The sequence below is a fragment of the Variovorax sp. E3 genome (genome assembly GCF_016082275.1).
Taxonomy (GTDB): domain Bacteria; phylum Pseudomonadota; class Gammaproteobacteria; order Burkholderiales; family Burkholderiaceae_C; genus Variovorax.
Map to the genome: position 1 here is coordinate 1 of NZ_MOWM01000184.1, position 13,845 is coordinate 13,845.

The 13,845-nt window shown below is 63.9% G+C and carries 8 protein-coding genes, 1 tRNA gene and 2 pseudogenes; all 11 read left to right on the forward strand.

Annotated features, from left to right (window positions below):
* Positions 1-17: 17 nt before the first annotated feature.
* Positions 18-93: transfer RNA gene (locus tag BMG07_RS35800), tRNA-Trp, on the forward strand.
* Positions 94-194: 101 nt separating this feature from the next.
* Positions 195-578, forward strand: coding sequence for a preprotein translocase subunit SecE (gene secE / locus BMG07_RS35805; RefSeq protein WP_198088479.1), 384 nt, complete (start codon positions 195-197; stop codon positions 576-578).
* Entirely contained in the window at positions 579-1,190 is a 612-nt protein-coding gene (gene nusG, locus BMG07_RS35810; protein WP_198088480.1) for a transcription termination/antitermination protein NusG, read from the forward strand.
* A 143-nt stretch (positions 1,191-1,333) separates the two neighbouring features.
* Positions 1,334-1,765, forward strand: a complete 432-nt coding sequence (gene rplK, locus BMG07_RS35815; protein WP_056512890.1) for a 50S ribosomal protein L11 — start codon at positions 1,334-1,336, stop codon at positions 1,763-1,765.
* A pseudogene (rplA, locus tag BMG07_RS35820) lies at positions 1,766-2,463 on the forward strand (50S ribosomal protein L1).
* A 257-nt stretch (positions 2,464-2,720) separates the two neighbouring features.
* A pseudogene (gene rplJ, locus BMG07_RS35825) lies at positions 2,721-3,218 on the forward strand (50S ribosomal protein L10); the annotation flags it as partial.
* An 80-nt stretch (positions 3,219-3,298) separates the two neighbouring features.
* Entirely contained in the window at positions 3,299-3,673 is a 375-nt protein-coding gene (gene rplL, locus BMG07_RS35830; RefSeq protein ID WP_198088481.1) for a 50S ribosomal protein L7/L12, read from the forward strand.
* 251 nt (positions 3,674-3,924) lie between these two features.
* Positions 3,925-8,037: a DNA-directed RNA polymerase subunit beta gene (rpoB, locus tag BMG07_RS35835; protein WP_198088482.1), complete on the forward strand. Its 4,113-nt coding sequence runs from the start codon at positions 3,925-3,927 to the stop codon at positions 8,035-8,037.
* A 21-nt stretch (positions 8,038-8,058) separates the two neighbouring features.
* Positions 8,059-12,294, forward strand: coding sequence for a DNA-directed RNA polymerase subunit beta' (rpoC, locus tag BMG07_RS35840; RefSeq protein ID WP_198088483.1), 4,236 nt, complete (start codon positions 8,059-8,061; stop codon positions 12,292-12,294).
* A gap of 99 nt (positions 12,295-12,393) precedes the next feature.
* On the forward strand, positions 12,394-13,005 hold the full coding sequence (locus BMG07_RS35845) for a lema family protein (protein ID WP_198088484.1): 612 nt from the start codon (positions 12,394-12,396) through the stop codon (positions 13,003-13,005).
* A gap of 115 nt (positions 13,006-13,120) precedes the next feature.
* A partial coding sequence (locus BMG07_RS35850) for a transcription antitermination factor NusB (protein ID WP_374221367.1) occupies positions 13,121-13,845 on the forward strand: 725 nt, incomplete at its 3' end.

Sequence of the window (13,845 nt, forward strand, 5' to 3'; positions counted from 1 at the left end):
AGCGTAAAGAGTACCGGAGGGGTATAGCTCAATTGGCAGAGCGTCGGTCTCCAAAACCGAAGGTTGTAGGTTCGATTCCTACTGCCCCTGCCACTTAGGTGGCACCCCTAAAGCCCATCGTGACCCGGTGGGCTTCGGCGTCTCAAGAGGCGCATTGAATTGAAGGCCGAAAGGCCACAGGAAATCAGCCAACCATGGCCACTTCTCAAATCGAAACCGTGAGCACCGGCGCCGACAAGGCCAAACTGGCCGTGGCCGTCGTGCTGGCAGTGGGCGCCATCGTGGCGTTCTATCTGCTGTCGCGCCAGGGCTCGGTGGTGCAATGGGCTGCGCTGCTGGTCGGTCTGGCCGCGGCCGTGGCCACCTTCGGCAGCTCCGAGAATGGCCGTCAGTTGTGGGCCTTCGGCCGCGACTCGTGGCGCGAGGTCAAGAAGGTCGTCTGGCCGACCCGCAAGGAAGCAATGCAGATGACGGCTTATGTGTTCGCCTTCGTGGCGATCATGTCCGTCTTCCTCTGGCTCACCGACAAGACGCTCGAATGGGTGTTCTTCGACCTCATTCTGGGCTGGAGAAAATAAATGACCGACGACACCGTTGAAACCACGCCGACGACCCCGGAAGAGGAAAACACCTCCATCCTGGCGCCCGCGGCCAACCCCGACCTGCGTTGGTACGTGGTGCATGCCTATTCGGGCATGGAGAAGGCTGTCGAACGCAACATCACCGAGCGCATCAACCGCGCCGGCATGCAGGACAAGTTCGGCCGCATCCTGGTTCCGACCGAAGAAGTGGTTGAAATCAAGAACGGCCAGAAGCGCACCACCGAGCGCCGCTTCTTCCCGGGCTACGTGCTGGTCGAAATGATCATGGACGACGAGAGCTGGCACCTGGTGAAGCACACCAACAAGGTCACCGGCTTCGTGGGCGGCGCCAAGAACCGTCCGGCCCCGATCTCGCAAAAAGAGGTCGAGGACATCGTCAGCCAGATGCAGCAGGGCACCGAGAAGCCGCGCCACAAGGTCGAGTTCACCGTCGGCGAATTCGTGCGCGTCAAGGAAGGCCCGTTCACCGACTTCAACGGCACGGTCGAGGAAGTCAACTACGAGAAGAGCAAGGTCAGTGTGTCGGTCATGATTTTCGGCCGCGCCACCCCTGTGGAACTCGAATTCAGCCAGGTCGAGAAGACCTGACGCCTCGCCGACCTCCGGGTCGGCGTTACTGTTTCCGGCTGCGCGCTGTCCGACTCGGCGCGCGGCCTTGATCCCGAAGAGTCGTTCAACCCCGGGGAGCCGCGGCCCGAAGCCAAGGCGATATCACCCGCAAGGAGCAAAGCATGGCGAAGAAAATCGTCGGCTTCATCAAGCTGCAAGTCCCAGCTGGTAAGGCCAACCCGTCACCACCCATCGGTCCCGCACTGGGCCAGCGTGGTTTGAACATCATGGAGTTCTGCAAGGCGTTCAACGCGCAAACCCAAGGCGTCGAGCCGGGTCTGCCGCTGCCGGTGGTCATCACCGCGTTCGCTGACAAGAGCTTCACCTTCATCATCAAGACGCCCCCGGCGATCACCTTGATCAAGAAGGCCATCAAGCTGGACAAGGGCTCGGCCACGCCGCAGTCCGTCAAGGTCGGCAAGATCACGCGCGCTCAGCTCGAAGACATCGCCAAGGCCAAGATGAAGGATTTGACCGCGGCCGATCTCGACGCCGCTGTTCGCACCATCGCCGGCTCTGCCCGTTCGATGGGCGTGACTGTGGAGGGCGTGTAAATGTCCAAGATCACCAAGAAGCAAAAGTCGCTCGAAGGCAAGGTCGACAGCAACAAGCTGTACCCGCTGGCTGACGCCATCGTCATCGTCAAGGATGCCGCCACCGCCAAGTTCGACGAATCGATCGACGTGGCCGTGCAACTGGGCATCGACGCGAAGAAGTCGGACCAGGTCGTCGTGGCGCCGTCGTGCTGCCCAACGGCACCGGCAAGACCAAGCGCGTCGCCGTGTTCGCCCAAGGCGCCAAGGCTGAAGAAGCCAAGGCCGCCGGCGCCGACATCGTCGGCATGGACGACCTGGCTGCGATGGTCAAGGCTGGCGACATGCCTTTCGACGTCGTGATCGCTGCCCCTGACGCCATGCGCGTCGTCGGTACGCTCGGCCAGATCCTCGGCCCGCGCGGTCTGATGCCCAACCCCAAGGTCGGCACCGTGACCCCGGACGTCGCCACGGCCGTGAAGAACGCCAAGGCTGGCCAGGTCCAGTTCCGCGTCGACAAGGCCGGCATCATCCACGGCACGATCGGCCGTCGCTCGTTCGACAACGACAAGCTGCAAGGCAACCTCGCCGCGCTGATCGACGCTCTGGTCAAGGCCAAGCCGGCGACCAGCAAGGGCGTGTACCTGCGCAAGGTGGCTGTGTCGTCGACCATGGGTCTGGGTGTCCGCGTGGACACGCAAACCATCTCGGCGAGCTAAAGAGATTGGCTCCGTCCCCGGCTTCACGTCCGGGAACGGGGCGAATGTGGTGGGTCGCGGCAGCTTCGGTTGCCGCGGGCCATCCAAGACCGCTGGTGTGCAGGGTGCTGCACTTAATCGCCGGGCCTTCCCGCCCGGCAATCAGCGCAGATGGCGATCCCGCTGCAAGGAATTTGATTTTTGTTCCGAAACAGTTGGTCGCTGCATGAAGCGCGATCCGAGGCCCCGGCCGAAGGTCGCATTAAAAGGAGTAGACCTTGAGTCTGAATCGCAGTGAGAAAGAAGCGGTCATCAGTGATGTGACCAGCCTCGCCGCTAAAGCTCAAACGCTCGTGATGGCGGAATACCGTGGCATCACGGTGGCCGATATGACCAAACTGCGCAGCGAAGCTCGCAGCAAGGGTGTGACCCTCAGCGTGTTGAAGAACACGCTGGCACGCCGTGCTGTCGCTGGTAGCGCATTTGAAGTCGTCGGCGACCAGATGACCGGTCCGCTGATCTATGGCTTTTCTGAAGACGCAGTGGCCGCCGCCAAGGTGGTGGCCGACTTCGCGAAGACCAACGACAAGTTGGTGATTCGCGGTGGCGCGTTCGCAGGCAAGGCCCTGGACGTCAACGGCGTGAAGCAACTGGCAAGCATCCCTTCGAAGGAAGTGCTGCTGTCGCAGTTGCTGGGCTTGATGCAATCCCCGATTTCCCGTACGGCACGCGTTCTCGCGGCGCTGGCCGCGAAGCGTGGCGAAGGCGAAGCTGCACCCGTCGCCGAAGCACCGGCAGAAGCGCAGGCGCTTGAGCCCGCGTTTGAAATATTCAACCCAATTGTTAGGAAACAAAAATGGCATTCGATAAAGACGCATTTCTGACCGCGCTCGACGCAATGACGGTCCTGGAACTCAACGACCTGGTGAAAGCCATCGAAGAGAAGTTTGGCGTGAGCGCTGCCGCCATGGCAGGCCCCGCAGCAGCTGGCGGCCCCGCCGCAGCCGCTGTGGAAGAGCAAACCGAATTCAACGTCATGCTGATGGATGCTGGCGCGAACAAGGTTTCGGCGATCAAGGCCGTGCGCGAAATCACCGGCCTGGGCCTCAAGGAAGCCAAGGACCTGGTGGAAGCCGCTCCCAAGGCTGTCAAGGAAGGCCTGTCGAAGGCTGACGCTGAAGCCGCCAAGAAGAAGCTGGAAGATGCCGGCGCCAAGGTGGAACTGAAGTAATTCAGACCCCCTCGAGGGCTGGAGGCGTCTGAAAAGGCCCTCCAGCCTTTGGCGCTTTCAGAGCGCACTCAAAAGTTGCCGTCTTTCAGGCGATTTCTGAGTGTCTTCTGACCCCGACTGCAGAAGACCCCTTGGTTCGGGTGATGTGCAATGCATCACCGTCCGCCAACGGCTGGTAGTGGCCAGCCGCCAAGGAGTGGTGCATTTGCACGCGAACCAAGTCGCTGAAGATCTCAAGCTCCGGAGCTCTCATGGCCTATACCTACACAGAACGCAAGCGCATCCGAAAAAGTTTCGGCAACCGCGACAGCGTCGTTGAAATCCCCTACCTGCTGCAGATGCAGAAAGACGCGTACACCGCGTTCCTGCAAGCCGGCATTCCCCCGAAACAACGCACCGTCGAAGGCCTGCAGGCCGCGTTCGACGCCGCCTTCCCGATCGTCTCGCACAACGGTTTCGTCGAGATGAAGTTCCTCGAGTACAACCTGGCGAAGCCGGCGTTCGACGTGCGTGAGTGCCAGACCCGTGGTCTGACCTTCGCCTCGGCCGTGCGCGCCAAGGTGCAGCTCATCATCTATGACCGCGAGTCGTCGACCTCGCAGTCGAAGGTGGTCAAGGAAGTGAAGGAACAAGAGGTCTACATGGGCGAAGTGCCGCTCATGACGGACAAGGGTTCGTTCATCATCAACGGCACGGAACGCGTGATCGTGTCCCAGCTGCACCGTTCGCCCGGCGTGTTCTTCGAACACGACAAGGGCAAGACGCACAGCTCGGGCAAGCTGCTGTTCTCGGCCCGCGTGATTCCTTACCGCGGCTCGTGGCTCGACTTCGAGTTCGACCCGAAGGACATGCTGTACTTCCGCGTGGACCGTCGCCGCAAGATGCCGGTCACGATCCTGCTGAAGGCCATCGGCCTGAACCCGGAATCGATCCTCGCGAACTTCTTCGTGAACGACAACTTCCGCCTGATGGACAGCGGCGCGCAGATGGAGTTCGTCTCCGAGCGCCTGCGCGGCGAAGTCGCGCGCTTCGACATCACCGACAAGTCGGGCAAGGTCGTGGTCGCCAAGGACAAGCGCGTCACCGCGCGCCACACGCGTGAACTTGAGCAGGGCGGCACCACGCACATCAGCGTGCCGGAAGACTTCCTGATCGGCCGCGTGATCGCACGCAACATCGTGGACGCCGACTCGGGCGAAATCCTGGCCAAGGCCAACGACGAGCTGACCGAAGCGCTGCTGAAGAAGCTGCGCACCGCCGGCGTGCAGGACGTTCAGGTGATCTACACCAACGAACTGGACCAGGGCGCGTACATCTCGCAAACGCTGCGCATCGACGAAACGGTGGACGAGTTCGCCGCGCGCGTGGCCATCTACCGCATGATGCGCCCCGGCGAGCCGCCGACGGAAGACGCGGTGCAGGCCCTGTTCCAGCGCCTGTTCTACAACCCGGACACGTACGACCTGTCGCGCGTGGGCCGCATGAAGTTCAACGCCAAGGTCGGCCGCGACGAATCGACCGGCCCGATGGTGCTGACCAACGAAGACATCCTGGCCGTGGTCAAGATCCTCGTGGACCTGCGCAACGGCAACGGCGAAGTCGACGACATCGACCACCTGGGCAACCGCCGCGTGCGTTGCGTGGGCGAACTGGCCGAAAACCAGTACCGCACCGGCCTGGCGCGTATCGAGAAGGCCGTGAAGGAACGTCTGGGTCAAGCGGAGCAAGAGCCGCTGATGCCGCACGACCTGATCAACAGCAAGCCGATCTCGGCCGCGCTGAAGGAATTCTTCGGTGCGTCGCAGCTGTCGCAGTTCATGGACCAGACGAACCCGCTGTCCGAAATCACCCACAAGCGCCGCGTGTCGGCCCTTGGCCCGGGCGGTCTGACGCGTGAACGTGCAGGCTTCGAAGTGCGCGACGTGCACGTGACCCACTACGGCCGCGTGTGCCCGATCGAAACGCCTGAAGGCCCGAACATCGGCCTGATCAACTCGCTGGCCCTGTACGCCCGCCTGAACGAATACGGCTTCATCGAGACGCCGTATCGCCGCGTGGTCGACAGCAAGGTCACCAACGAGATCGACTACCTGTCGGCCATCGAAGAAGGCAAGTACGTCATCGCCCAGGCCAATGCGGCCCTGGACAAGGACGGCGTGCTGACCGGCGACCTGGTCTCCGCGCGTGAAGCCGGCGAATCGATCCTGGTGGGTGCCGAGCGCATCCAGTACATGGACGTGTCGCCCGCGCAGATCGTGTCGGTGGCTGCCTCGCTCGTGCCGTTCCTGGAGCACGACGATGCGAACCGCGCGCTGATGGGCGCCAACATGCAGCGTCAGGCCGTGCCTGTGCTGCGTCCCGAAAAGCCGATGGTCGGTACCGGCATCGAGCGCGTCTCTGCGGTCGACTCGGGCACCGTGGTCACGGCCACCCGCGGCGGTATCGTCGACTACGTCGACGCGACCCGTGTCGTGGTGCGCGTGAACGACGACGAAGCGGCTGCCGGTGAAGTCGGTGTGGACATCTACAACCTGATCAAGTATCAGCGTTCGAACCAGAACACCAACATCCACCAGCGTCCGATCGTCAAGCGCGGCGACAAGATCGCCAAGGGCGACGTCGTGGCCGACGGTGCATCGACCGACCTGGGCGAACTGGCCCTGGGCCAGAACATGCTGATCGCGTTCATGCCCTGGAACGGCTACAACTTCGAAGACTCGATCCTGATCTCCGAACGCGTCGTCGCCGAAGACCGCTACACCTCGATCCACATCGAGGAACTGGTGGTGATGGCGCGCGACACGAAGCTGGGCGCCGAAGAAATCACGCGCGACATCCCGAACCTGGCCGAGCAACAGCTCAACCGCCTCGACGAATCCGGCATCATTTATGTCGGCGCCGAAGTGCAGCCGGGCGACACGCTGGTGGGCAAGGTCACGCCGAAGGGCGAGACCACGCTGACGCCTGAAGAGAAGCTGCTGCGCGCCATCTTCGGCGAGAAGGCTTCCGACGTGAAGGACACCTCGCTGCGCGTGGACCAGGGCTCGCAAGGCACCGTGATCGACGTGCAGGTGTTCACCCGCGAAGGCATCACGCGCGACAAGCGCGCCCAGCAGATCATCGACGACGAACTCAAGCGCTTCCGCCTGGACCTGAACGACCAGCTGCGCATCGTCGAGGCCGACGCGTTCGACCGTATCGAGAAGCTCCTGACCGGCAAGGTCGCCAACGGCGGTCCGAACAAGCTGGCCAAGGGCACCAAGCTCGACAAGGCCTACCTGTCGTCGGTCGAGAAGTTCCACTGGTTCGACATCCGCCCGGCGGAAGACGAAGTGGCAACGCAGCTCGAGTCGATCAAGAACTCGCTGGAGCAGACGCGCCACAGCTTCGACCTCGCGTTCGAAGAAAAGCGCAAGAAGCTCACGCAGGGCGACGAGCTGCCGGCTGGCGTGCTCAAGATGGTCAAGGTCTACCTGGCCGTCAAGCGCCGCCTGCAACCCGGCGACAAGATGGCCGGCCGTCACGGCAACAAGGGTGTGGTGTCGAAGATCGTTCCGGTCGAAGACATGCCCCACATGGCCGACGGCACGCCGTGCGACATCTGCCTGAACCCGCTGGGCGTGCCTTCGCGGATGAACGTGGGCCAGGTGCTTGAAGTGCATCTGGGCTGGGCCGGCAAGGGCATCGGCCAGCGTATCGGCGACATGCTGCAGCAGGAGGCCAAGGTGGCCGAGCTGCGCAAGTTCATGGAGCAGCTGTACAACGGCTCGGGCCGTCCGGAAGAACTCGGCCAGCTGAGCGACTCCGAACTGCTGGCCATGGCTGCCAACCTGCAAAGCGGCGCCACGTTCGCAACGCCGGTGTTCGACGGCGCCTCGGAAGAGGAAATCCGCGGCATGCTGAAGCTTGCTTACCCGGACGACATCGCGAAGCTCAAGGGCCTGACCGATACGCGCACGCAGGCGTACCTGTTCGACGGCCGCACCGGCGACCAGTTCGAGCGTCCCGTCACCGTCGGCTACATGCACTTCTTGAAGCTGCACCACCTGGTCGACGACAAGATGCACGCCCGCTCGACCGGCCCGTACTCGCTCGTCACGCAGCAACCGCTGGGCGGCAAGGCGCAGTTCGGCGGCCAGCGTTTCGGGGAAATGGAAGTGTGGGCGCTGGAAGCTTACGGCGCCGCCTACGTCCTGCAGGAAATGCTGACCGTGAAGTCCGACGACGTGCAAGGCCGTACCAAGGTGTACGAAAGCATCGTCAAGGGCGAGCACTCGATCGAAGCCGGCATGCCGGAATCGTTCAACGTGCTGGTCAAGGAAATTCGTTCGCTGGGGCTCGACATCGAGCTCGAGCGTTCTTAATTTGAAAAGGGAAAGAGTCTTATGAAATCGCTACTCGACCTGTTCAAGCAATTCACGCCCGATGAGCATTTCGATGCCATCAAGATCGGCATGGCTTCGCCCGAGAAGATCCGTTCGTGGTCTTTCGGTGAAGTGAAGAAGCCCGAGACGATCAACTACCGCACGTTCAAGCCCGAGCGCGACGGTCTGTTCTGCGCGAAGATCTTCGGCCCCATCAAGGACTACGAGTGCCTGTGCGGCAAGTACAAGCGCCTGAAGCACCGCGGCGTGATCTGCGAGAAGTGCGGCGTTGAAGTCACGCAGACCAAGGTGCGTCGCGAGCGCATGGGTCACATCGACCTGGCCGCGCCCTGCGCCCACATCTGGTTCCTGAAGTCGCTGCCGTCGCGTCTGGGCCTCGTGCTGGACATGACGCTGCGCGACATCGAACGCGTGCTGTACTTCGAAGCCTACGTGATCACCGACCCCGGCATGACCCCGCTGAAGAAGTTCGGCATCATGTCCGAGGACGACTATGACGCCAAGCGCAAGGAATACGGCGACGAGTTCATCGCCAAGATGGGCGCCGAAGGCATCAAGGACCTGCTGGAAGGCATCGAGCTCGACAGCGAGATCGAACGCCTGCGCGGCGACCTGACCGGCTCCGAAGTCAAGGTCAAGAAGAACTCCAAGCGCCTGAAGGTGCTGGAAGCCTTCCGCAAGTCGGGCATCAAGCCGCAGTGGATGGTGCTCGAAGTGCTGCCCGTGCTGCCGCCGGACCTGCGTCCGCTGGTGCCGCTGGACGGCGGCCGCTTCGCGACCTCCGACCTGAACGACCTGTATCGCCGCGTCATCAACCGCAATTCGCGTCTGCGCCGCCTGCTGGAGCTGAAGGCTCCGGAAATCATCGCGCGCAACGAAAAGCGGATGCTGCAAGAGGCTGTCGACTCGCTGCTGGACAACGGCCGCCGTGGCAAGGCCATGACGGGCGCCAACAAGCGCGCGCTGAAGTCGCTGGCCGACATGATCAAGGGCAAGAGCGGCCGCTTCCGCCAGAATCTGCTGGGCAAGCGCGTCGACTACTCGGGCCGTTCGGTCATCGTGGTGGGCCCGACGCTCAAGCTGCACCAGTGCGGCCTGCCGAAGCTGATGGCGCTGGAGCTGTTCAAGCCTTTCATCTTCTCGCGCCTGGAAGCCATGGGCATCGCGACGACGATCAAGGCCGCCAAGAAGGAAGTCGAATCGGGCACGCCGGTGGTCTGGGACATCCTGGAAGAGGTCATCAAAGAGCACCCGGTCATGCTGAACCGTGCGCCTACGCTGCACCGTCTGGGCATCCAGGCCTTCGAACCCATCCTGATCGAAGGCAAGGCCATCCAGCTGCACCCGCTCGTCTGCGCGGCATTCAACGCCGACTTCGACGGTGACCAGATGGCCGTTCACGTGCCGCTGTCGGTGGAAGCGCAAATGGAAGCCCGCACGCTGATGCTGGCCTCCAACAACGTGCTGTTCCCGGCTTCGGGCGAACCGTCGATCGTTCCTTCGCAAGACGTGGTGCTGGGTCTGTACTACACGACCCGCGACCGCATCAACGGCAAGGGCGAGGGCCTGATCTTCTCCGACATCGGTGAAGTGCAGCGCGCGCTGGACGCCAACGAAGTCGAGTTGACCGCCAAGGTCGCGGTGCGTATCACGGAGTACACCAAGGACAAGGAAACCGGCGTGTTCACGCCGTCGACCTCGCTCGTGGACACCACCGTGGGCCGTGCCCTGCTGTCCGAGATCCTGCCGAAGGGCCTGCCGTTCTCGAACATCAACAAGGCGCTGAAGAAGAAGGAAATCTCCAAGCTCATCAACGTCTCGTTCCGCAAGTGCGGCCTGAAAGAGACCGTGGTGTTCGCCGACAAGCTGCTGCAGAACGGTTTCCGTCTCGCGACGAAGGCCGGTATCTCGATCGCCATCGACGACATGCTGGTGCCCGCCGAGAAGCACGGCATCATCGAGCGCTCGGCCAAGGAAGTGAAGGAGATCGAACAGCAGTACGTGTCCGGTCTCGTGACCTCCGGCGAACGCTACAACAAGGTGGTGGACATCTGGGGCAAGGCCGGCGACGAAGTGTCGAAGGTCATGATGGCCAAGCTGTCCAAGCAGCGCGTCATCGACCGCCATGGCAAGGAAGTGGAGCAGGAGTCGTTCAACTCCATCTACATGATGGCCGACTCCGGCGCCCGCGGTTCCGCGGCCCAGATTCGCCAGGTGGCCGGTATGCGGGGCCTGATGGCCAAGCCGGACGGCTCGATCATCGAGACGCCCATTACCGCGAACTTCCGCGAAGGCCTGAACGTGCTGGAGTACTTCATCTCCACCCACGGTGCCCGTAAGGGTCTGGCCGACACGGCGCTGAAGACGGCGAACTCGGGTTACCTGACCCGTCGTCTGGTCGACGTGACGCAAGACCTGGTCGTGACCGAGCAGGACTGCGGCACGCACGGCGGCTACCTGATGCGCGCGATCGTCGAAGGCGGTGAAGTGATCGAGTCGCTGCGCGACCGTATCCTCGGCCGCTCGGCCGCGGACGACGTGCTGCACCCGGAAAACCGTTCGGTGCTGCTGAAGGCCGGCGAGATGTTCGACGAAGACAACATCGAAGCACTGGAAGCCCAGGGCGTCGACGAAGTCAAGGTCCGCACCGCGCTGACCTGCGAGACCCGCTTCGGCATCTGCGCCACCTGCTACGGACGCGACCTGGGCCGCGGCGGCCTGATCAACATCGGCGAAGCCGTCGGTGTGATCGCCGCCCAGTCCATCGGCGAACCCGGCACGCAGCTGACGATGCGTACCTTCCACATCGGTGGTGCCGCTTCGCGTGCCGCCATTGCCTCGAGCGTGGAAGCCAAGTCGAACGGTTCGATCGGCTTCAACGCCACGATGCGCTACGTGACCAACAGCAAGAGCGAGCTGGTCGTGATTTCGCGTTCGGGCGAGATCGTCATCCATGACGAGCACGGCCGTGAGCGCGAACGTCACAAGGTGCCGTACGGCGCCACGCTGACGGTCAAGGCAGACCAGCAGATCAAGGCCGGCCACGTGCTCGCCAACTGGGATCCGCTGACCCGCCCGATCATTACCGAGTTCGCCGGCAAGACGCAGTTCGAAAACGTCGAGGAAGGCCTCACGGTTGCCAAGCAGGTGGACGAAGTGACCGGTCTGTCGACCCTGGTCGTGATCGACCCGAAGCGCCGCGGCGCCGCCAAGGTCGTGCGTCCGCAGGTCAAGCTGATCGACGCGCAAGGCCAGGAAGTCAAGATCCCCGGCACCGACCACTCGGTGACGATCGGCTTCCCGATCGGCGCGCTGGTCCAGATCCGCGACGGTCAGGACGTGGGCCCCGGCGAAGTGCTGGCGCGTATTCCGGTCGAAGGCCAGAAGACCCGCGACATTACCGGCGGTCTGCCGCGCGTGGCCGAGCTGTTCGAAGCCCGTTCGCCGAAGGACAAGGGCATGCTGGCCGAAATGACCGGCACCGTGTCGTTCGGTAAGGAAACGAAGGGCAAGATCCGCCTGCAGATCACCGATCCGGAAGGCACGGTCTGGGAAGACCTCGTGCCGAAGGAAAAGAACATCCTGGTGCACGAAGGCCAGGTGGTGAACAAGGGCGAATCCGTGGTCGACGGCCCGGCGGACCCGCAGGACATCCTGCGCCTGCTGGGTTCGGAAGAACTGGCGCGCTACATCGTGGACGAAGTGCAGGACGTGTACCGCTTGCAGGGTGTGAAGATCAACGACAAGCACATCGAGGTGATCGTTCGCCAGATGCTGCGTCGCGTCGTGGTCGACAACATCGGCGAGACCGGCTACATCTCCGGCGAACAGGTCGAACGCAGCGAAATGCTCAACACCAACGACGCCCTGCGCGCCGAAGGCAAGATCCCCGCGACGTTCACCAACCTGCTGCTGGGTATCACGAAGGCGTCGCTGTCGACCGACTCGTTCATCTCGGCTGCTTCGTTCCAGGAAACGACGCGCGTGCTGACCGAAGCCGCGATCATGGGCAAGCGCGACGAGCTGCGCGGCCTGAAGGAAAACGTCATCGTCGGCCGCCTGATTCCCGCGGGCACCGGCATGGCGTACCACCAGGCACGCAAGGTCAAGGACGCCATGGACGAGGCCGAGCGCCGCGCCATCGCCGAATCGGAAGCCGCCGAACTGGCAGGCTCCGGTGACAGCGATGCCGCCACCAGCACGGTCGACGCCAGCGAAGGCGCCGCGACCGAATAACTGGTTAGCATCACCGGCCATGACCGGTACCCCACGCCCCCCGACCGGCCCCGGTTGGGGGGCGTTTTTCTTTGTGCTCTGGATGAGGTGTTCTCGACGATGAGTCTGTTGCCCGAATCGCTGGCCAGCTGGATCGTGATCGCGGTCCTGCTGTTCTGGTTTGTCGGTGCCTACAACCGGCTGGTGCGCTTGCGCGCGGCCGTCTTGCAGAGCTACGTCACGCTCGATGCGGCGCTGCGCAAGCAGCTGGATTTCGTGCAGGCCAGCATCACCGCCGCGCCGCAGCCGGCGGATGCGCCCGCGAACGAACTGCTGTCGTCGATCGCGCCGCTGCAGGCTTCGACCACGCAACTGGCCACCCTGCTGGGCGCGACCCGGCTGCGGCCGCTCGATGCCGGCGGCATGGCCGCGCTGGCGACCGCGCTGCAGGTGTGGATCGGCGCGTGGCAGCGCCAGCATCCCGATGCGGTGACGGTCTTCGAGGCCGACGGCACGCTCGCGCGGCCCACGTCGGCGCAGCCCGGCGCGCCCGTGGCCGCGGTGCCCGGCGGCGTCGAGCCCATCGCCTGGCCCGAGCCCTCGGCGGCGGCGGAGATCGCGCGCGGCCAGTTCAACCTCGCGGTGGGGCACTACAACGCCGCGATCGCGCAGTTCCCGGCGCTGCTGGTGGCATGGGCCGTGCGTCTGCGTCCGGCCGCGCCCTTGCTCTGACGCGGTCCCTTTTTCTTTCCATTGCGTGGCGTCCGGCTTTACGCACGCCCGTTACCATCGCCCCAACTTGGCCGAACTACCTTCCGATCTCCCCAGCAGCAGCGGCGCGCCGTCGCTGCAACCGCCGCTCTGGCGCCAACTGCAACTGACCGCGGTGGCGCTAGCGTCGATTCGCGCCGGCACCTCGGGCTCCGTCGCCTTCGAAGCCGTCGAGCCCGCGTTGCGGCCCGGCGTGCAGGCGCTCGGCTTCCAGGTGCTGCGCTGGCTCGGCCGCGCCGAGGCACTGCGCCGTCACCTCGCCAAGCGCACGCCGCCGCCATTGCCCGACGCCTTGCTCTGCACCGCGCTGGCCCTGGCCTGGGACAGCACCCGCGCGCCCTACGAGCCGTTCACGCTGGTCGACCAGGCCGTGGAGGCCGCCAAGCGCAACCCGGCGACGCGGGCGCAGGCCAGCTTCATCAACGCCTGCCTGCGGCGCTTTCTGCGCGAGCGCGACGAACTCGTGGCCGCGACGGATGCCGAGCCGGTCGCGCAATGGAACCATCCGCGCTGGTGGATCGAGCGCCTCAAGCGCGACCATCCGCGCGACTGGCAACGCGTGCTCGGCGCCGACAACGCGCAGGCGCCGATGACGCTGCGCGTGAACGCGCAGAAGTCGACCGCGGCTTCCTACCTGGTGGAGCTCGAGGCCGTCGGCCTTGCCGCTACGCGCGTGGGCCCCAGCGGCCTGCAACTGGCGCGCGCACGGCCCGTGCAGCAGCTGCCCGGCTTCGCCGAGGGCGCCAGTTCGGTGCAGGACGCGGCCGCGCAAATGGCCGCGCCCCTGTTGCTCGACGGCCT